Source organism: Pseudomonas sp. JL23 (assembly GCF_056933585.1).
This window is the reverse complement of sequence record NZ_CM167795.1, coordinates 4,858,665-4,878,092: the sequence shown is the minus strand read 5'-3', so window position 1 is coordinate 4,878,092 and position 19,428 is coordinate 4,858,665. Positions and strand designations below refer to the sequence as shown.

At 61.1% G+C, this 19,428-nt stretch carries 10 protein-coding genes; 6 read left to right on the top strand and 4 right to left on the bottom strand.

Annotation, left to right across the window (positions count from 1 at the left end; genetic code table 11):
* Positions 1–128: 128 nt before the first annotated feature.
* Both AC1Z24_RS22450 and AC1Z24_RS22445 read left to right on the top strand, forming a co-directional pair.
* Complete coding sequence (locus AC1Z24_RS22450; protein ID WP_483742762.1) at positions 129–4,148, top strand: dermonecrotic toxin domain-containing protein; 4,020 nt, start codon at positions 129–131, stop codon at positions 4,146–4,148.
* A gap of 138 nt (positions 4,149–4,286) precedes the next feature.
* Complete coding sequence (locus AC1Z24_RS22445; RefSeq protein ID WP_259101962.1) at positions 4,287–5,042, top strand: GntR family transcriptional regulator; 756 nt, start codon at positions 4,287–4,289, stop codon at positions 5,040–5,042.
* Between the two features lie 124 nt (positions 5,043–5,166).
* On the opposite strand, the gene guaD is transcribed toward AC1Z24_RS22445, so the two are convergent.
* Genes guaD through xdhA form a run of 4 tightly spaced genes read right to left on the bottom strand, consistent with a single transcriptional unit; the run spans position 5,167 to position 11,270 of the window.
* Entirely contained in the window at positions 5,167–6,477 is a 1,311-nt protein-coding gene (gene guaD / locus AC1Z24_RS22440; RefSeq protein ID WP_483746686.1) for a guanine deaminase, read from the bottom strand.
* Between the two features lie 5 nt (positions 6,478–6,482).
* Complete coding sequence (gene xdhC / locus AC1Z24_RS22435; RefSeq protein ID WP_483742761.1) at positions 6,483–7,325, bottom strand: xanthine dehydrogenase accessory protein XdhC; 843 nt, start codon at positions 7,323–7,325, stop codon at positions 6,483–6,485.
* The gene (gene xdhB, locus AC1Z24_RS22430) at positions 7,322–9,823 is read right to left on the bottom strand and encodes a xanthine dehydrogenase molybdopterin binding subunit (RefSeq protein ID WP_483742760.1); all 2,502 of its coding nucleotides are present in this window, start codon (positions 9,821–9,823) and stop codon (positions 7,322–7,324) included. Before xdhB ends, xdhC begins: the two co-directional genes overlap by 4 nt.
* Positions 9,816–11,270, bottom strand: a complete 1,455-nt coding sequence (xdhA, locus tag AC1Z24_RS22425) for a xanthine dehydrogenase small subunit (protein ID WP_483742759.1) — start codon at positions 11,268–11,270, stop codon at positions 9,816–9,818. The genes xdhB and xdhA overlap by 8 nt, the downstream gene beginning before the upstream one ends.
* 275 nt (positions 11,271–11,545) lie before the next feature.
* On the opposite strand from xdhA, the gene AC1Z24_RS22420 reads away from it, so the two are divergent.
* The 4 genes from AC1Z24_RS22420 (at position 11,546) to ligA (ending at position 19,307) form a co-directional block, all read left to right on the top strand.
* Positions 11,546–12,205, top strand: coding sequence for a GntR family transcriptional regulator (locus tag AC1Z24_RS22420; protein ID WP_483742758.1), 660 nt, complete (start codon positions 11,546–11,548; stop codon positions 12,203–12,205).
* Positions 12,206–12,208: 3 nt separating this feature from the next.
* Positions 12,209–15,697, top strand: coding sequence for a chromosome segregation protein SMC (gene smc / locus AC1Z24_RS22415; protein WP_483742757.1), 3,489 nt, complete (start codon positions 12,209–12,211; stop codon positions 15,695–15,697).
* 231 nt (positions 15,698–15,928) lie between these two features.
* Positions 15,929–16,765 (top strand): cell division protein ZipA, encoded by an 837-nt coding sequence (gene zipA, locus AC1Z24_RS22410; RefSeq protein WP_259101947.1) that lies wholly within the window; start codon positions 15,929–15,931, stop codon positions 16,763–16,765.
* Positions 16,766–16,937: 172 nt separating this feature from the next.
* Positions 16,938–19,307, top strand: a complete 2,370-nt coding sequence (gene ligA, locus AC1Z24_RS22405; RefSeq protein WP_483742756.1) for an NAD-dependent DNA ligase LigA — start codon at positions 16,938–16,940, stop codon at positions 19,305–19,307.
* Positions 19,308–19,428: the final 121 nt, after the last annotated feature.

Sequence of the window (19,428 nt, the reverse complement as noted above, 5' to 3'; positions counted from 1 at the left end):
GACGCTTGCCTGCCCACACTGCAGGCTTTTTTATGGGCGCTAAAAAAGCACTGTTGTACATAGTTAGCGCCATTTCCCGCCCTGCTTTAGGGAAGCTCCAGCGATCTGAATCAATGGAGCTTCACCTGATGGAAGACTCACACGACACCCTCGACGATCTGCTGACCTTGGGCAGCCTGTCCCCGGCGTTTCCCGAAAGCCTGCTGCGACAGAACATTACCGACCTTGAGCGGCGCATTCTTGCCTGGGTCGGGCAGGAGATCGAACACGCTACGCGGCTGGCGAGCTATCAACTCTGGAATGGCAAACTCAAGGCTGCCGTCGAAGCCGCGCAAGCCATCACCCAGGTTTTTCATGACCGTGTCGCGCCGCTGGAAAGCGACTTCCTGCTCAAGCACCAGGCTTCGCTGATCAGGCTGCGTCAGCAGGGGCTGCTGGCCGAAGCGCAGCTGCAGCTCAGTGAAGGACGACTGGATGACGCCGACTTGCAGCGACTCAAGCAGGCTCTGGAGATGGTTGCGAACGTCGAGCCGAGTGCCGACACGGTCTATCTGGATCTGTGCATTGCCGATGACGACGTGCCCATCGAGTTGAGCGGGGTTCTGATTGTCACTTCGGCCCAAGCCGCCAGCACGCCTGGCCTTGAAGAGCCCGCGTTGTTGTACGTTCCCGGCAGTGGCGGTGGCCTGCATAAGTTCGCGTCGTTGCAAGCGCTCAAGGATCGCCTGCGCCTGACCCTGTGCAGCGGCCTGGAAACGCCGCTGTGGCGTCACGTGTCGGCGCGCAAAAGAATGCGGGCAATGAGCGGTGAGATGCAGTTGCTCACCCGCGTTATCAGCGGGCGCCCGGTCGGCCACGGCGTACAGGCGCAAATCAGGCAACTTGAAGCGTCCTTTCAGGCCGCCCAGGCCGGAGAGTGTTTTTTCTCTGACAGTGACACTCGGGACGAAACCCTGATCCGGCTGTATCGGGAGACGGCCGACAATCTGTCAGTGCCGGTCAATGAAGTACGTGAACAGGTCGTTGAGCGCATCGCCGAGCAGCAACGCACCGCCGAACTGGCGGCGAAACTTCCGCAGTGGCTGCTCAATGCCCCGGTCGATAGCCGTGTCGAGTACGTCGACATGCTCAAGGAGTATCGCAGTGCCGCCGTTCTGCTGGAAACCCATCTTCAAGAGGTGCTGCCTGGTTACGAGGACTTTGCTGCGCAATGCCTGGCCGAGCGGATCAGGCAGGACCTCAAGCTGGACGTGGATGCCGCACAGCTGATGATCGAATTGCCGCAAGAGGTACGTCACGCTATCGATATTGCGCCCGAGACTCCGCGACCGTTCAGCTTCTGGCAAGCGTCCGGGGCCTGGGTAAAGCAGAACCTGGCGCAACTGGCCTGCTACAACCTGGACCCGGACGATGTGGCAACCCGGGCGCTGTGGTCTTTCGCCAGAATCAGCTACCCGCCAGCGCCGCAATTATCGGGGTTGTCAGCCATCGACGGGGCCTATCTGCATGGCATCATTCCCGCTCTGGATGTGACGCAAAAATATCGCCGATTGCTGCAACAGGTTTTCGGGACGCGCTCCAACGGAACGATTGCCAACGCCGAAATGAAACTCAAGCCCTTCGAGCTGGAGCTTGTCCTCAACGGCTTCGCCGCCCGCCATCGTCACCTGCTGACGGACGCAGGTTACGACCTGTTGCGGCAGGCGGCGCGGGCGCGTTCGGTCAGTGAGCTTAACCGCGCTGGAATCTTTACCGATTGGGTGATCTTCAAACCGGGGCAGGCGCTCAGTGGCGAGCGCAGCGATACGACCCTGCAAGGGCTGTGCGTGATCCGCCATCCGGCGAGCAGCAAAGTGCTGATGTACCTGCCCCAAGTGCCGGATGGCGACTGCCTGATCGAAACCAATAGCCTCGAACAAGCTCGTGAGCGCCTCATGCAGAGTCTCAAGCGGTTCAGCTCGCGGGTCGTCTGGCTGGCCTCTCGGGTGGACGACACGGTCGATCGGCAACGTCATGAGCAGTACATCAACCAAGCCCTGCAGCGCAATTTTGCCGGGTTCATCGGCTTCGTTCCTTCACTGGATCTGTTGCCGTGCCAGCAGCAATGCAACGCCCGTGAGTGGCTGCACTATCAGCAGACGCGCCTTTACGGCCGCAGCAATCGCGAACTCGGCATGGTGCGCGAGCGCCAGCGCAACGAGGTCTACCTGATGTTCCTCAAGGCCGGCCTGGCGTTCATTCCGGGTCTGGGTGTGCTGCTCAGCGTCAAGGATGGCTGGGATGATACCCAGGCTGCGGCCGACGCCTTGCAGAGCGGCAGAGTCGAGGACGGCGTATGGATGGCGGGCAGCGCGCTGCTCTGTGTGGCGGACGTGCTGCTCTCGGTGGTGCCGGGAGCCGCTGGTGTGGCGGCATTGTCCCGCACGGCGCGCAAGGCGACCCGTGTCCGGCAGGCGGCCCGATTATTGGAGTCAGTGCCTTCAGTGTCGCGCAAACGCTATGTGATCAAGCCGTTCGCCGGCTATGAAACCGTGCTGGCCCGAGCCGGAGCCGTACCCCTCAGCGGGCGTGATGCCGGTGTCTGGCGCAAGGATGGCAAGTGGTTCATCTATCGCCAGGACAAGGTCTACGAGGTCTATCGACGTTCCAACGAACAGATCCTGCGCTTGAAGAAGACTGCCGCTCAGGGTTACGAACCACCGGTGCGTCTGGTGGGCGGGCACTGGGTCTATCACACCGATGTCGGCCTTAAGGGCGGCGGGCGCTCATGGATCGCCGAGATTCTCATCAGCCAGTGCGGGCTCTCGCGGCAGGACGCCCGCCGGCTGCTCGATCAATTTGCCTTTCCCGAAGCGCTGCAACTGCGTATGGAGCTGGATGTGGCCTGGTTCTATCAGGCGCACCGGACCACGCCGTCCTGGGCCGAGCGCTACCGGCGTCCGATAACGAGTCAACCGGGCGCATCAACATCGACGGCGACCGGAACCAAGCGCAGGCACCCTGAGTCCGGGCAGGGCGAAACTCAGCGTCGTCCTGAGCTGCCCATTGCAGGGCCGTCGCGGCCGACGGCAGGGCCTGAAAACTGGCAGGACTGGGCGCTGGCCACGACGGAGATCAGCGTCATGGATCAGATCAGCTTTATCCCGCCGATCTTTCGTTACAACCGCAGGCCGGATCTGGATGCCATCCGCATCGGCAAGGATTATTACGAAATATTGCCAAGGAATATCGGCGAACCCGGGATCGACGCTCTGATTCGAAACAGACAGGTGCCCTGCGTCAGCTTTGCGGATCTGAGTGACGTGCTTCGCCACAATCTCAACAATCAGCCTTGGGTTGCCCGGTTTGATCAGGGGGCGGGGCAATGGCGGATACAGGGCGTGCTATTCAGCCAGCCACTGGAGAACCTGATCGAGGCCAGCCGCCCAGGTTTTACCGGCGCAACGCAAAGGGTCCTGGCGCAAAAGCTGTTTGACCTCGCTCAGACCGAATCGCCGCATTTGACGGCAGACCGCTTGCTGACCATGAACGCCACGCTCAAGGCCTGGCAGCAAGGCGGCCCGGCACCCTTGGCGCAGCTCAATGACCCGCTGCTGATGCTCAGTGGTGCCAGACACTTGAGTAATGCCGATGGCTCGCATTTTTGGCGGGTCGGCAACGAAAGTGCGCATCAGCCCTTTTATCGCCTGGATTTTTCCGCACGCGATCCGATGATCGCCGCCCATCTCTACGATTTGACTGTCGATGGCAGCGCCCAGGCCTCGAGAACCCTCAGGGCGCTGATGGCTCGGGCGCTTAGCCTCAATGGTTATGAGGTGCTTGGCCATGAGTTTCAGTGGCGACAACGCAATTTCATGGTATTTCGCCGCCCAGGGCTGGAGGAAGTGTTTCTACTGAATCTGCGCCAGGGGCGGCATTCGATCATTGAGTCAACACCGGGCCGGGTGATCGCCTACGATCAGTTTCTCGCGCTATGGCTGGCTTCGCCCGCCCTGGGTGATGCTGCGGACCCTGTTGTAGTGGCGTTGCGTGAGGCTCACGCCAACGGCAGGCTGGTGTTGCTGATTGGCGGTATCAATATCAACGCTGTGGAATTGGGGGGAACGCAGGTGTTCGTCATGCGTCTGGCCAATGACCTGAACAGTTGAACTCACCCTGAACCTTGCATCGCGGTGGCGGATAAGCGCTGCCGCGATGTTCTGCCGCCATGGCGTGTGTACAATGCATCGATACAAAGTTGCCACTCTTCTGGCTGCAATTGCCTGATTCCACCTCAACGAGCGCTCATGAACGAACCATTGACCCCCCTTAAAAAACAGCCGCGCCCGGCCAAGACCGTGCGCAGCGGTACTCAGGACGATATGGTCTACACCTATGTTTTCGAGGCGATCCTTGAGCAGCGCCTGGCACCCGGCACCAAGTTGAGTGAGGAGGCGCTGGGCGAGATCTTCGGTGTCAGCCGTACCATCATCCGCCGCGCGTTGTCGCGTCTGGGCCACGAAGGCGTGGTGCTGTTGCGGCCCAATCGCGGCGCGGTGGTTGCCAGCCCCAGTGTCGAGGAGGCGCGTCAGGTGTTTTTTGCCCGGCGCATGGTGGAGAAGGCCATCACTGAATTGGCGGTGCAGCACGCCACCGCCGAGCAACTGGCGCAGCTGCGGCAGATGGTCAATGACGAGCGCGACAGTTTTTCCCGTGGCGACCGTGGCGCCGGCATTCGTCTGTCAGGGGAGTTCCACCTGCAGCTGGCGGTTGCGGCGAAAAACGCGCCACTGATCAGCTTCCAGCGCAGCCTGGTGTCGCAGACATCCCTGATCATTGCCCAGTACGAGACCAGCAACCGTACCCACTGCTCCTGGGATGAGCACGCTGAGCTGATCGACGCCATCGAATCCCGGGATGCTGCCCGTGCTGTGCAGCTGATGATGCATCACATGGATCATATCGACAGCCAACTCAACCTCGACGACGACAGCGCCTCGGATGATCTGCATGCGGTGTTCTCGCATTTGATGCTGGGCAAGAAAAAGCCGCGTTCGGCCTGAGGTCTCGCTTAAATCCGTAGGAGCGAGGCTTGCCCGCGAAAGCAATATTTCAGACGCAGAAGATGTGCTGGGTGTACTGGCCTCTTCGCGGGCAAGCCCGGCTCCTACGGGATTGTGTGTAATTTCAATTTCTGCTGTGCACCAAACTCCCCGCCGCATACGTCCGGCTCACGGTCCGGTCGTCCCCCAGCGTCATCAACACAAACAGAATCTCGGCAATGTCTTTGGTCTGTTTCAGGCGGTAGGACAACAGGGGCGTGGCGTGATAGTCCAGTACCACGAAGTCCGCTTCGTTGCCCGCCCTCAGGCTGCCGATGCGCTCGTCCAGGCGCAGGGCACGGGCGCCACCGAGGGTGGCCAAGTACAGCGACTTGAACGGGTTGAGCTTGGCGCCCTGTAGTTGCATGACCTTATAGGCTTCATTCAGGGTCTGCAGAATCGAGAAACTGGTGCCGCCGCCAACATCAGTACCCACGCCGACATTGACCTTGTGCCGCTCGGCCATGGGCAGGTTGAACAGGCCGCTGCCGAGGAACAGGTTCGAAGTGGGGCAGAAGGCGATGGCCGAGCCGGTCTCGCCCAGGCGCGCGCATTCGGCGTCGCACAGGTGCACGCCGTGGGCGAACACCGAGCGTTCGCCCAGCAGTTTGTAGTGGTCATACACATCCAGATAACCGCTGCGCTCGGGAAACAACGCCTTGACCCACTCGACTTCCTGCAGGTTCTCGCTGATATGGGTCTGCATGTACAGGTCGGGATATTCCCTCAGCAGCTGCCCGGCCAGGGCCAGTTGTTCGGGTGTGCTGGTCGGCGCGAAGCGTGGCGTGACCGCGTAGTGCAGACGGCCCTGACCGTGCCAGCGCTCGATTAACGCCTTGCTGTCGGCATAGCTCGATTCGGCGGTGTCGACCAGGTCGTCCGGGGCGTTGCGATCCATCATCACCTTGCCCGCGATCATTCTCAGGTTGAGCTTCTGCGCCACCTGAAAGAACGCCTCCACCGATTCCTTGTGCACACTGCCGAATACCAGTGCCGTGGTGGTGCCGTTGCGCAGCAGTTCCTTGACGAAGATATCCGCGACTTCGGCGGCATGGGCCGGGTCGGCGAACTGTTTTTCGCAGGGGAAGGTGTAGGTGTTGAGCCAGTCCAGCAACTGCTCGCCATAGGCGCCGATCATGCCGGTCTGAGGCAGGTGGATATGGGTGTCGATAAAGCCTGGGGTGATCAGGGCATCGGGATACTCGATCAGCTCGACGTCCACTTCCAGGCTGCCCAGCAGATCGGCGGCATGGCCGATGGCGACTATCTGACCGTTCTCAACCAGCAGCAGGCCATCGGCAAAGTACTCGTAGGAATCTTCGATGCCCACTTCGGCGGGGTCGGCGATGCTGTGCAGGAGGGCGGCGCGATAGGCGGTTTTGTTCGGGTTTGGCATAGAGCTCATCGAGGTCCCTGGCTGCGGCGCGAGACCGGCAATAGTTGGGCGACCGGCTCTTGTCCGGCGCTGGATTGGCCAAAGCTGGCGTTATAGGTGGCAATGACTTCGGCGGCGATGGACACGGCAATCTCGATAGGCAACTTGCCTTTGACTTCGGCCAGGCCCATGGGGCAGCGCATGCGTTGCAGCAGGGCCGGCTCAAAGCCGCGATCACGCAGGCGATGCTCGAACTTGACCCGCTTGGTCTTCGAGCCGATCAGGCCGAAATAGCCGAATTCAGCGCGCTTGAGGATGGCTGCGGTCAATTCCAGATCCAACTGATGGTTGTGAGTCATGACGATGCAGTAACTGCCTGCGGGCAGTTCGGCGATTTCGTCCAGCGGCTCTTCGTTGAAGATTTTCAGCACCCCGGCGGGCAGGGTGTCGGGGAACTCGTTTTCCCGGGAGTCAATCCAGCGCACTCGGCACGGCAGGCTGGCCAGTAATGGCACCAGCGCCCGACCGACATGCCCGGCACCGAATACGGCGATCTGCGCCTGAGGCTGGCCCATGGGTTCGAACAGCAGGACATTCACTCCGCCACAGCACTGGCCGAGGCTGGCACCGAGGCTGAAGCGCTCCAGGCGTGTGCCCTGGCTGCCGCTGGCGAGCATGTCCCGGGCGATTTCCATGGCCTTGTATTCCAGATGGCCGCCGCCGATGGTGTCGTAAATCTTTGCGGCGCTGACCACCATCTTCGAACCGGCATTACGCGGGGTCGAGCCGCGCTCTTCGATGATGGTCACGAGCACGCAAGGCTCGTCCCGGGTTTGCAGATCGGCCAGGGCGCTGATCCAGTTGGTCATGGCAGTCTCCCGTCGATTTCCTGTGGGAGCGGATTCTGTGGGACCGGCTTTAGCCGGGAAAGCGTCGGTGCAGATGCTAGAGAGGTGTCGACAGCACTGGCCTCTTCCCGGCTAAAGCCGGTCCCACAATCCTTCTCTGCCTTGAGGTTGAATTCGCGCATCTGTTCGCAACCCCACAACACTCGCTCCGGCGTAGCCGGGGCATCGATGTGTGGTTGCTGGCGGTAGTCGCCGAGGCTGGCCACGGCGTCCTTGATTGCGCACCAGGCAGCGATGCCGAGCATGAATGGCGGCTCGCCCACGGCCTTGGAGTGGAACACAGTGTCTTCCGGGTTCTGGCGTTTTTCCACCAGCTTGACCCGCAGATCCAAAGGCAGATCAGCAACGGCGGGGATTTTGTAGCTGGCCGGCCCCGAGGTCATCAGCTTGCCCTTGTCGTTCCACACCAGCTCTTCACAGGTCAGCCAGCCGGCGCCCTGAATGTAACCTCCTTCGACCTGACCGATATCGATGGCCGGGTTCAGTGAAGCGCCGACGTCGTGGAGGATGTCGGTGCGCAGCATTTTGTATTCGCCGGTCAGGGTATCGACGATGACCTCGGCACAGGCCGCGCCAAAGGCGAAGTAATAGAAGGGCCGGCCACGAGCCTGAGTGCGGTCGTAGAAGATCTTCGGCGTCTTGTAATAACCGGTGCTCGACAGCGATACCTGGCCCATCCACGCCTGTTGCGCCAGTGTGGCGAAGCTCAGCAGTTGTTCGCCAACGCGCACATGGCCGTTGCGAAACTCGACTTCGGACTCCGTCACTTGATAGTGCCGCGCGGCAAATTCCACCAGGCGCTGCTTGAGGATTTCGGCGGCATTCTGCGCCGCCTTGCCGTTCAGGTCGGTGCCGCTGGAGGCGGCCGTGGGCGAGGTATTGGGCACCTTATCGGTGTTGGTCGCGGTGATCTGGACGCGCCCGATATCGACCTGGAAGACTTCGGCCACTACTTGGGCGACCTTGGTATTGAGGCCCTGGCCCATTTCTGTGCCGCCGTGGTTCAGGTGGATACTGCCGTCGGTGTAGATATGGATCAGCGCGCCAGCCTGGTTGAGAAAGCTGGCGGTAAAGGAAATGCCGAATTTCACCGGGGTCAGGGCCAGGCCTTTCTTCAGGATCGGGCTGGCGGCGTTGAAGGCACGGATCGCTTCACGGCGCTCGGTGTAGTTGCAGCTGGCTTCCAGCTCGGCAGTGATTTCCTCGAGCAGATTGTGCTCGACGGTCTGGTAATAGTGGGTGACGTTGCGCTCGTCCTGGCCGTAGTAATTGCGCTTGCGAACAGCCAACGGGTCTACGCCCAGATAGCGGGCGATGCTGTCCATCACCTCTTCGATGGCCACCATGCCTTGCGGGCCGCCAAAGCCGCGATAAGCGGTATTGGATGCCGTATGGGTCTTGCAGCGATGGCCGTTGACGGTGGCGTCGCCCAGGTAATAGGCGTTGTCGGCATGGAACATGGCGCGGTCGACAATGGACGCTGACAGGTCCGGCGAGTAGCCGCAGTTACCGGCCAGATCCAGCTGGATACCGTGCAGACGACCGGTGTCATCGAAGCCGACGTCGTATTCGATATAGAAGGGATGCCGCTTGCCGGTCATCAGCATGTCTTCGACCCGGGGCAGGCGCATCTTGGTCGGCTGGCCGGTCAGATGAGCGATCACCGCGCACAGGCAGGCCGGGCTGGCGGCCTGAGTTTCCTTGCCGCCAAAGCCGCCACCCATGCGGCGCATATCAACGACGATGCGGCTCATGGGCACGTCGAGGACTTCAGCCACCAGCTTCTGGACTTCCGTCGGATTCTGGGTCGAGCAGTAGACGATCATGCCGCCGTCTTCGCTGGGCATGACCGACGACACCTGGGTCTCCAGATAGAAGTGCTCCTGACCGCCGATATGCAGGCTGCCTTGCAGGCGATGGGGCGCCGAGGCCAGGGCCGTGGTCGAGTCGCCGCGCTGATGGGTATGGCTGTCGAGGACAAAGTGCTTCTTGCGCAGGGCTTCGACCACATCGAGCACGGGCACCAGGTCTTCGTATTCGATTACTGCCGCCATGGCTGCCTGCCGGGCGATTTCCAGGCTGCTGGCGGCGACGGCCAGGACCGGTTGGCCGACGAACTCGACGATATCGATGGCCAGCAGCGGATCACCGGGCAGCAGCGGGCCGATGTCCTTGAGACCGGGAATATCCTCGTGGGTGATGACGATACGCACGCCGTCGAAGGCCAGGCACGGTGTCGTATCAATACTGAGGATGCGCGCATGGGCACGGTCGGACAGGCGCGCATAGACGTGCAACTGGTTGGGAAACTCCAGGCGGTCGTCGATATACAGCGCCTCGCCTGACACATGCTTGTCGGCGCTGTCGTGCTTGACGCTGCGACCGACGCCGGTGGTCAGGTCCTGACGAAACAGGTCGGCCAGTTCGGCCTGGGTTTTTTGCGGCGCGTGATTAGACATAAGCAGTCACCCGCGTCTGGATATTCGGCGTTTGCAGTTCGATAAAAGCCTTGCGCAGCAGGTTGCGCGCGGTGAGCAGGCGGTATTCCTTGCTGGCGCGAAAGTCCGACAGCGGCGTGAAATCATCACCGAGGGCAGCGCAGGCCTGCTCCAGGGTGTCAGAATTCCAGGTTGCGCCGATCAGCGCCTGTTCACAGGCAGTCGCACGCTTGGCAATGGCCGCCATGCCGCCGAAGGCCACCCGGGCATCGACGACCCTGCCATTGTCGATTTCCAGACGCAGGGCTGCGCAGACGGCAGAGATATCGTCATCCAGGCGTTTTGACACTTTATAGGCGCGGAACAACTGTCTGGCGTTGGCCTTGGGTACAACGATGGTCTCGATGAACTCGCCGGGCTGACGGGCCGTGACCCGGTAATCGATGAAGTAATCCTCAAGCGCCAGGGTGCGGCGGTTGTCGCCCTTGCGCAGGATCAGTTGCGCGCCAAGGGCAATCAGCAGCGGCGGGGTATCGCCAATGGGCGAGGCATTGCCGATATTGCCGCCCAGGGTGCCCTGGTTGCGGATCTGCAGCGAGGCGAAACGCTGCAACAGCTCGCCGAAGTCCGGGTATTGCGCAGCCAGTGCGGCGTGGCAATCGCTCAAGGGTGTGGCGGCGCCGATTTCCAGGCGATCGTCCAAGTGCCGGATGCCCTTGAGTTCGGCGACATTGCCGACATAAATCATCACCGGCAGTTGGCGATGCAACTGGGTCACTTCCAGTGCCAGGTCGGTGCCACCGGCCAGCAACCGGGCGTCGGGGTTCTGTTCGTAAAGATTGGCAAGGTCAGCCACGGTGTAAGGCATCAGGCAACGCTTGTTGCCGTCGCTCAGCTCAAGATGCGGTTGCGGGGCGATGGCGCGCAGGCGGGCGATGGTTTCCTGCTCTCGCTGATCGAAGGGGTCGGGCTGACGCTGGCTGCACGCCTGTTCGGCGGCGGCGAGAATCGGCCGGTAGCCGGTGCAGCGACACAGATTGCCCGCCAGGGCTTCGTGGGCCTGATGGCTGTCGGCGCCGCTGCTGTTCTTTTGCAGGGCAAACAACGACATGACGAAGCCTGGCGTACAGAAACCGCATTGCGAGCCGTGGCAGTCGACCATGGCCTGCTGCACGCTGTGCAGACAGCCCTGGTGCTTGAGGTCCTCGACACTGATCAGCTGTTTGCCGTGCAGCGAGGCGACAAAGGTCAGGCAGGAGTTGAGGCTGCGATAGCGCAGGCGGTCCTGGCCGTCGCCGTCGGTTTCCAGCTCGCCAACCACTACGGTGCAAGCGCCGCAGTCGCCGCTGGAGCAGCCTTCCTTGGTGCCGGTCTTGTGCACATGCCCGCGCAGGTAATTGAGCACCGTCATATTCGGGTCCAGTACATGCTCGGTCTGCAGGGTCTGGTTGAGAAGAAACTGGATCACGGCGCAGCGCCTCTATCTTTTGTAATCGAACGTGTCGATGAATCTATCAGCTCTGATTATAGGATCAATTAAAATCTGACTTTCGGGTCAAGAAAGTCTGTTTTTCCGGCTTCGCACGATCAGTGGCTGTCGGGGGATGCAATGAATCTGTAAGAAGATGTTCAAAGGTTTGCGTATTTCGTGCCAGTTCGCGGCAAGTGGCCCTGCGCCATCGCACTCCAGTGCGATACACTTCGCCGCTTTGCCGCCACAGACTCCAGATTCAAGGGACAAACATGACGTTCAAGGCCCCGGACAGCCTCGCCGAGCAAATCGCTCAACACCTTGCCGAGCGCATCATTCGTGGTGAGCTCAAGCCGGGCGAGCGCATCCAGGAACAAAAGGTCACTCAGGCGCTGAACGTCAGCCGCGGTTCGGTGCGCGAAGCGCTGCTGATCCTCGAGCGCCGCCACCTGATCGTCATCCTGCCGCGCCGTGGCGCTCAGGTTACCGAGATCACGGCCCATAACGTGATCAGCCTGTGCAACCTGATGAGCGAGTTGTATGTTCTGCTGGCCATTGCCGTCGGGCGCACCTGGAAGGAGCAGGCTGACCTGGGCGCCTTCCTGCAAATCCAGCAGCGGCTGATCGCCAGTTCCGAGCGCGCGGATGTTCAGGCCTTCGTCGAAGACAGCTTCAATGTCATGCGTGCCGCGTTCCCGTTTGCCGACAACCCGTATCTGCAAGAGACGGTGGAAAATCTGCAACCGTCCATGAGCCGTAACTATTCTCTGGCCCTGGAGCAGCGCAAGGCGGAAATGGGCGATTACCTGAACCTGTTCGCGAATTTGCTCGGCGCCGTCATTGCCCGCGATGAAGTGCTGATCCGCAAGGTCCTGGGTGACTACGCCGAGCGCAGTTGCAAGCTGATCCTGTCCGCGTTGACGGCAGGCTGACCCGTGCGGCTGAAGTGCATCAAGCTGGCGGGGTTCAAATCCTTCGTCGACCCCACCACGGTGAACTTCCCCAGTAATATGGCGGCGGTCGTCGGCCCCAATGGCTGCGGCAAATCCAACATCATCGACGCCGTGCGCTGGGTGATGGGCGAAAGCTCGGCGAAGAACCTGCGCGGCGAGTCGATGACCGACGTCATCTTCAACGGCTCCACCAGCCGCAAGCCGGTGAGCCAGGCAAGCATCGAACTGGTATTCGACAACTCCGACGGCACCCTGATCGGCGAATACGCCAGCTACGCGGAAATCTCCATTCGCCGCAAGGTCACCCGCGACAGCCAGAACAGCTACTACCTGAACGGCGCCAAATGCCGTCGTCGTGACATTACCGATATCTTTCTCGGCACCGGCCTGGGGCCTCGCAGCTATTCGATCATCGAGCAGGGCATGATCTCCAAGCTGATCGAGGCCAAGCCCGAAGATCTGCGCAACTTCATCGAAGAAGCCGCTGGCATCTCCAAGTACAAGGAGCGCCGTCGCGAGACGGAAAACCGCATCCGCCGCACTCATGAAAACCTTGCCCGCCTGACCGACCTGCGCGACGAGCTGGAGCGCCAGCTCGACCGTCTGCACCGTCAGGCCCAGGCCGCCGAGAAGTTTCAGGAATACAAGGCCGAGGAGCGTCAGCTCAAGGCGCAATTGTCCGCCCTGCGCTGGCAGGCGCTGAACGAGCAGGTGGCTCAGCGCGAGTCGGTGATCGGCAATCAGGAAGTCGGTTTCGAGGCGTTGGTTGCCGACCAGCGCAGCGCCGATGCCAGTATTGAGCGCCTGCGCGACGGTCATCACGACCTGTCCGAACGCTTCAATCTGGTGCAGGGGCGCTTCTATTCGGTCGGCGGCGACATTGCCCGGGTCGAGCAGAGCATCCAGCATGGCCAGCAGCGCCTGCGCCAGTTGCAGGACGATCTGCGCGAAGCCGAGCGCGCCCGTCAGGAAACCGAGTCTCATCTGGGTCACGACCGCACCTTGCTGGCGACCTTGGGCGAAGAGCTGGAAATGCTCGAGCCCGAGCAGGACATCACCCAGGCCGCCGCCGAAGAGTCGGCCATTGCCTTGGAAGATGCCGAAATCGCCATGCACGGCTGGCAGGAACAGTGGGACGCCTTCAACCTGACCTCCGCCGAGCCGCGGCGACTCGCTGAAGTCCAGCAGTCGCGCATCCAGCAGCTTGAGCAGAGCATGGAGCGTCTGGCCGAGCGCCAGCGTCGTCTGGGCGAAGAACGGGCGTTGCTCGCCGCCGACCCGGAAGACGCTGCCATTCTCGAGCTGAGCGAAGACCTCGCCAGCCGCGAAATGACCCTCGAAGAATTGCAGGTGAGCGAAGAGCAGCTCGTCGAACGCCTTGAGCAGTTGCGCGACGAACTGCAGCGGGCCAATCAGGCGCAGCAACAGGCCCAGGGCGAACTGCAACGCCTTAATGGTCGTCTTGCATCGTTGGAAGCCCTGCAGCAGGCCGCTCTCGATCCGGACACCGGCACCGCCGAATGGCTACGCGAACATGAACTGAGCGAGCGCCCGCGACTGGCTGAAGGATTGCGGGTCGAGGCCGGGTGGGAAATGGCCGTGGAGACCGTGCTGGGCGCAGATCTGCAAGCGGTATTGGTCGATGATTTCGCCGGTCTGGATCTGGCCGGTTTCAGTCAGGGCGATCTGCGTCTGCTCAGTCCTTCCCATGAGGGCGCCCGCATGCCCGGTAGCCTGCTCGACAAGGTCGACAGTGATCACGATCTGTCTGCCTGGTTGGGCCAGGTGCTGCCGGTGGAGAGCCTCGACGAAGCTCTGGCCCGCCGTAGTCAGTTGAGTGCCGGGCAGAGCCTGATCAGCCGTGATGGCTACTGGGTTGGCCGACACTTCTTGCGCGTGCGCCGGGCCAGTGAAGCTCAGAGCGGCGTTCTGGCCCGTGGTCAGGAGTTGCAACGGCTGAACCTTGAACGGGACGAGCGCGAAGCGACCCTGGCCGGCCTCGAAGAGCAACTGCTCAGTCTGCGTGAACAACAGCTGCAACAGGAAGACGCCCGTGAGCAAGTGCGCCGTCGCCTGCAGGACGAAGCCCGGCAGCAGGGCGAACTCAAGGCGCAGCTGTCTGCCGCCAGGGCCAAGGTCGAACAGTTGACCTTGCGCCGCACACGCCTGGACGACGAACTGACCGAGCTGGCCGAGCAACGCGCCATCGAACACGAAGAACTGGGCGAATCACGCCTGCAATTGCAGGACGCTCTGGATGCCATGGCGCTGGACAGCGAGCAGCGCGAGCAACTGCAGGCCCGCCGTGACAGTCTGCGCGAACGCCTTGACCGGGTGCGCCAGGAAGCCCGTCAGCACAAGGATCATGCCCATCAACTGGCGGTGCGTCTGGGCTCGATCAAGGCTCAGCATGATTCGACCCGTCAGGCCCTTGAGCGTCTGGAGATGCAGTCCGAACGCCTGAGCGAACGCCGTGAGCAACTAAGTCTGAATCTGGAAGAGGGCGAAGCACCGCTGGAAGAGCTGCGCCTCAAGCTCGAAGAGTTGCTGGAACGGCGTATGGTCGTCGACGAAGAAATGCGTACGGCGAAAAACGCTTTGGAAGACGCCGACCGTGAACTGCGCGATGCGGAAAAGCGCCGTACCCAGGCCGAACAGCAGTCCCAGTTGCTGCGTGGCCAGCTCGAACAACAGCGCATGGAGTGGCAGTCCCTGACTGTGCGCCGCAAGACTCTGGAAGATCAACTGCACGAAGATGGCTACGACTTGCACGGCGTTCTGGCGACCCTCACCAGTGACGCCAACGAGAAAGAAGCCGAAGAAGAACTTGAGCGCATTGCCGCGCGTATTCAGCGCCTGGGTGCCATCAACCTCGCCGCCATTGACGAATATCAGCAGCAATCCGAACGAAAACGCTATCTCGATGCCCAAAATGCGGATCTGGTAGAAGCACTTGAGACGCTGGAAAACGTCATTCGCAAGATCGACAAGGAGACGCGCAACCGCTTCAAGGAGACCTTCGATCAGATAAATAGCGGAATTCAGGCACTTTTCCCGAAAGTTTTCGGTGGTGGCAGCGCTTATCTGGAACTGACGGGCGAAGATTTACTCGATACAGGGGTGACAATCATGGCGCGTCCCCCGGGCAAGAAGAACAGCACCATCCATTTGCTGTCCGGCGGCGAGAAAGCCCTGACCGCATTGGCCCTGGTATTTGCCATTTTCAAACTCAACCCGGCACCGTTCTGCATGCTCGATGAAGTCGATGCGCCATTGGACGATGCCAACGTAGGACGCTACGCCAGGCTCGTGAAGGAGATGTCGCAAACTGTGCAGTTCATCTATATCACCCACAACAAGATCGCCATGGAAATGGCCGATCAACTGATGGGCGTGACCATGCATGAGCCCGGTTGTTCGCGGTTGGTGGCGGTGGATGTCGAGGAGGCCATGGCCTTGGTGGACGCCTGATGGCGCGCCGGTAAGTGGCTATTGGATAACGCAATGTGCGGTAGATAGCGCTTGTGACACAAAGCAGATGTAACAACCGGTGTAAAGTTACCTTTGGTCGTGCTAGCTTAATGTCCACTTTTTACTTTTTGCGTGGGCAAAATGCCAGTTAGAACATAGACTTGGCACCACGTTTTAAAGGGGTTTAAGCCCCTTATATTTCAAGCATTTTTCATAGAGGCACTGGATTACATGGAAATCGGTCTGCGCGAGTGGCTGATCGTCATCGGCATCATTGTCATCGCCGGTATTCTTTTTGATGGCTGGCGGCGGATGCGTGGCGGTAAGGGCAAGTTGAAATTCAGGCTCGACCGCAGTTTTTCCAACCTGCCGGACGACGATGAACCGTCGTCCGCAGAGTTGCTTGGCCCGGCTCGAGTACTCGATACCCAGAAAGAGCCGCAGCTCGACGAACACGACCTGCCTTCCATGTCCGCCACGCCGCGTGAGGGCAAGCGCAAGCGTAAGGATGAGCCGCAGCAGGGCGATCTGAACCTGGAGGTCGAAGCGACCCCGAGCCTGTTCAGTGCCCGCGACGACGACTTCCCGGACGACAAGCCGGCGCAGCGCATCACCGAAGACAAGGACCTGGCGCCTGTCGAGGAAGTATTGGTGATCAGCGTGATTTCCCGCGATGAAAGTGGTTTCAAAGGCCCGGCCCTGCTGCAGAATATTCTGGAAAGCGGCCTGCGCTTCGGCGAAATGGACATTTTCCATCGTCACGAAAGCATGGCGGGTAACGGCGAAGTGTTGTTTTCCATGGCCAATGCGGTCAAGCCGGGCATTTTCGATCTGGACGATATCGACCATTTCAGCACCCGTGCTGTGAGCTTCTTCCTCGGCCTGCCGGGCCCGCGCCATCCGAAACAGGCTTTTGACGTCATGGTCGCCGCTGCCCGCAAGCTGGCTCATGAGCTGAACGGCGAGCTGAAGGATGACCAGCGCAGCGTCATGACCGCGCAAACGATCGAACATTATCGTCAGCGCATCGTCGAATTTGAACGCCGCGCCCTGACTCAGCGCCGCTGAAAGGTTGCCGTAACCTGTGGGAGCGCGGCTTGCCCGCGAAAAACGATGACGCGGTATGTCTGGTTCACCGCGTTGATTCAATCGCGGGCAAGCCGCGCTCCCACAGCGGTACACAACACATGCATGAATTGAGCAGCCTCGGCTGCTCTTTTGCTTTTCGAGAGAACACCGTATGAACGCCGCCGAAAGCCGAATCCTGGAACTGCGTGCCGAGCTGGACCAGCATAACTATCGCTACCACGTCCTCGACGAGCCAAGCATCCCTGACGTCGAGTACGACCGCCTGTTCCACGAGCTCAAGGCGCTGGAGGCCGAGCATCCGCATCTGGTCACGCCTGACTCACCGACGCAACGGGTGGGTAGCGCGGCGCTGGCGGCTTTCACTCAGGTTCGCCATGAAGTGCCGATGCTCAGCCTGGGCAACGCCTTCGAAGAAACCGACATGCGCGAGTTCGACCGCCGTGTCACCGAAGGCCTGGACCTGCCCGCCGGCGACCTGTTCGGTGGCGGCGCGGCGGTGCAGTACAGCTGCGAGCCGAAACTCGACGGCCTGGCGGTAAGCCTGCTCTACGTCGACGGTGCTCTGGTGCGTGGCGCGACCCGTGGCGACGGCACCACCGGTGAAGACATCAGTGTCAACGTGCGCACCGTACGCAACATCCCCCTCAAGCTGCACGGCAGCGGCTGGCCGCAGACGCTTGAAGTGCGCGGCGAAGTGTTCATGTCCAAGGCCGGTTTCGAACGCCTTAACGCCAGCCAGTTGGAAGTCGGTGGCAAGACCTTTGCCAACCCCCGTAACGCCGCGGCAGGCAGCCTGCGCCAGCTGGATTCGAAGATCACCGCCAATCGTCCGCTGGAGTTCTGCGCCTACGGCCTGGGTCAGGTGTCTGCCGAGTTTGCCGATACCCATATCGGCAACCTCAACAAGCTCAAGGAATGGGGCATGCCGGTCAGCCGCGAGCTGAAGCTGGCCAATGGCATTGATGAGTGCCTGGCGTATTACCGGGACATCGGCGAGCGGCGCCTGACCCTGTCCTATGAAATCGATGGCGTGGTGTTCAAAGTCAACAGCCTGGCGTCCCAGCGCGAACTGGGCTTTCGCGCCCGTGAGCCGCGCTGGGCCATTGCGCACAAATTCCCTGCGATGGAAGAGCTTACCGAACTGCTCGACGTCGAGTTTCAGGTCGGCCGTACCGGCGCCGTGACCCCGGTGGCGCGCCTCAAGCCGGTCAAGGTCGCGGGCGTGACCGTGGCCAACGCCACCCTGCACAACATGGACGAAGTCGCGCGCCTGGGTGTGATGATCGGCGACACGGTGATTATCCGCCGCGCTGGCGATGTGATCCCCCAGGTGGTTCAGGTGGTACTGGAACGCCGCCCGGAAAATGCCCGGGCTGTGGAAGTACCGCAAACCTGTCCGGTGTGCGGCTCCCATGTCGAGCGCACGCAACTGATCAAGCGCAGCAAGGGCAAGGAAACCGTCAGTGAAGGCGCGGTGTATCGCTGCGTCGGCCGCCTGGCCTGTGGTGCGCAGCTCAAGCAGGCGATCATCCACTACGTGTCGCGCCGGGCCATGGATATTGAAGGCCTGGGCGACAAGACCATTGAGCAACTGGTGGACGAGAAACTGATTGGCTCGCCGGCCGATCTGTACAAGCTCAAGTACGACGACATCATCGATCTGGAGGGCTTTGCCGAAATCTCCAGCAACAAGCTGCTCAAGGCCATTGCCGATAGCCGTCAGCCGACCCTGGCGCGGTTTATCTACGCCCTGGGCATTCCCGATGTCGGCGAGGAAACGGCCAAGGTCCTGGCCCGCTCCCTGGCTTCTCTGGAACGCGTCGCACAGGCGTTGCCGCAGGTTCTGACGTACCTGCCGGATATCGGCCTGGAAGTGGCCCACGAGATCCACAGCTTCTTCGAGGACGAACATAACCAGCAGGTGATCAAGGCTCTGCGTGATCCGGCTGAATGCGGGCTGCAGATTCAGGGCGAGGGCGACCTGAGTGCCGAATTCGCCGCCAGCGCTGACCTGGCCGGGATGCTCGACAAGCTCAATATCCCTTCGGTCGGCCCCGGTGGTGCGCAGAAGCTGGCGGACAAGTTCGGTTCGCTGGACGCGGTAATTGCCGCCGACTGGCTGGACATGCGCCAGACCCTGCCGGAGAAGCAGGCGAAGTCCGTGCGCGAGTATTTCGACTTGAAGGCCAATATCGAACTGGCCAAGGCCATCGAAGCCCAACTCAAGGCCTTCGGCATGCACTGGCACAGTGAGAAAAAGACCGTCGAAGGCCTGCCCCTGGCCGGACAGACATGGGTCCTGACCGGCTCGCTGGAACTGATGAGCCGCGATGTGGCCAAGAGCAAACTCGAAGGCCTGGGTGCCAAGGTCGCCGGTTCCGTATCGGCCAAGACCCATACCGTGGTCGCCGGGCCAGGGGCGGGATCGAAGCTGGCCAAGGCCAATGAGCTGGGGCTCAAGGTGCTGGATGAAGAGGCGTTTGTGGCGTTTCTTGGGAAGCAGGGTGTAGCAGTGGATTGATAAAACCTGTGTTTTTAAGCGGCGCCGCGATGCCCTGTGGGACCGGCTTTAGCCGGGAAGACAATGGGACAAACGATAGATATATATCGATCTTACCAGCGCATTCCCGGCTAAAGCCGGT

Coding starts and splice junctions, on each gene's coding strand:
- xdhB (WP_483742760.1), bottom strand. CDS start 9,823: ATGTCTAATCACGCGCCGCAAAAAACCCAGGCCGAACTGGCCGACCTG.
- AC1Z24_RS22445 (WP_259101962.1), top strand. CDS start 4,287: ATGAACGAACCATTGACCCCCCTTAAAAAACAGCCGCGCCCGGCCAAG.
- AC1Z24_RS22450 (WP_483742762.1), top strand. CDS start 129: ATGGAAGACTCACACGACACCCTCGACGATCTGCTGACCTTGGGCAGC.
- guaD (WP_483746686.1), bottom strand. CDS start 6,477: ATGCCAAACCCGAACAAAACCGCCTATCGCGCCGCCCTCCTGCACAGC.
- ligA (WP_483742756.1), top strand. CDS start 16,938: ATGAACGCCGCCGAAAGCCGAATCCTGGAACTGCGTGCCGAGCTGGAC.
- AC1Z24_RS22420 (WP_483742758.1), top strand. CDS start 11,546: ATGACGTTCAAGGCCCCGGACAGCCTCGCCGAGCAAATCGCTCAACAC.
- xdhC (WP_483742761.1), bottom strand. CDS start 7,325: ATGACCAACTGGATCAGCGCCCTGGCCGATCTGCAAACCCGGGACGAG.
- zipA (WP_259101947.1), top strand. CDS start 15,929: ATGGAAATCGGTCTGCGCGAGTGGCTGATCGTCATCGGCATCATTGTC.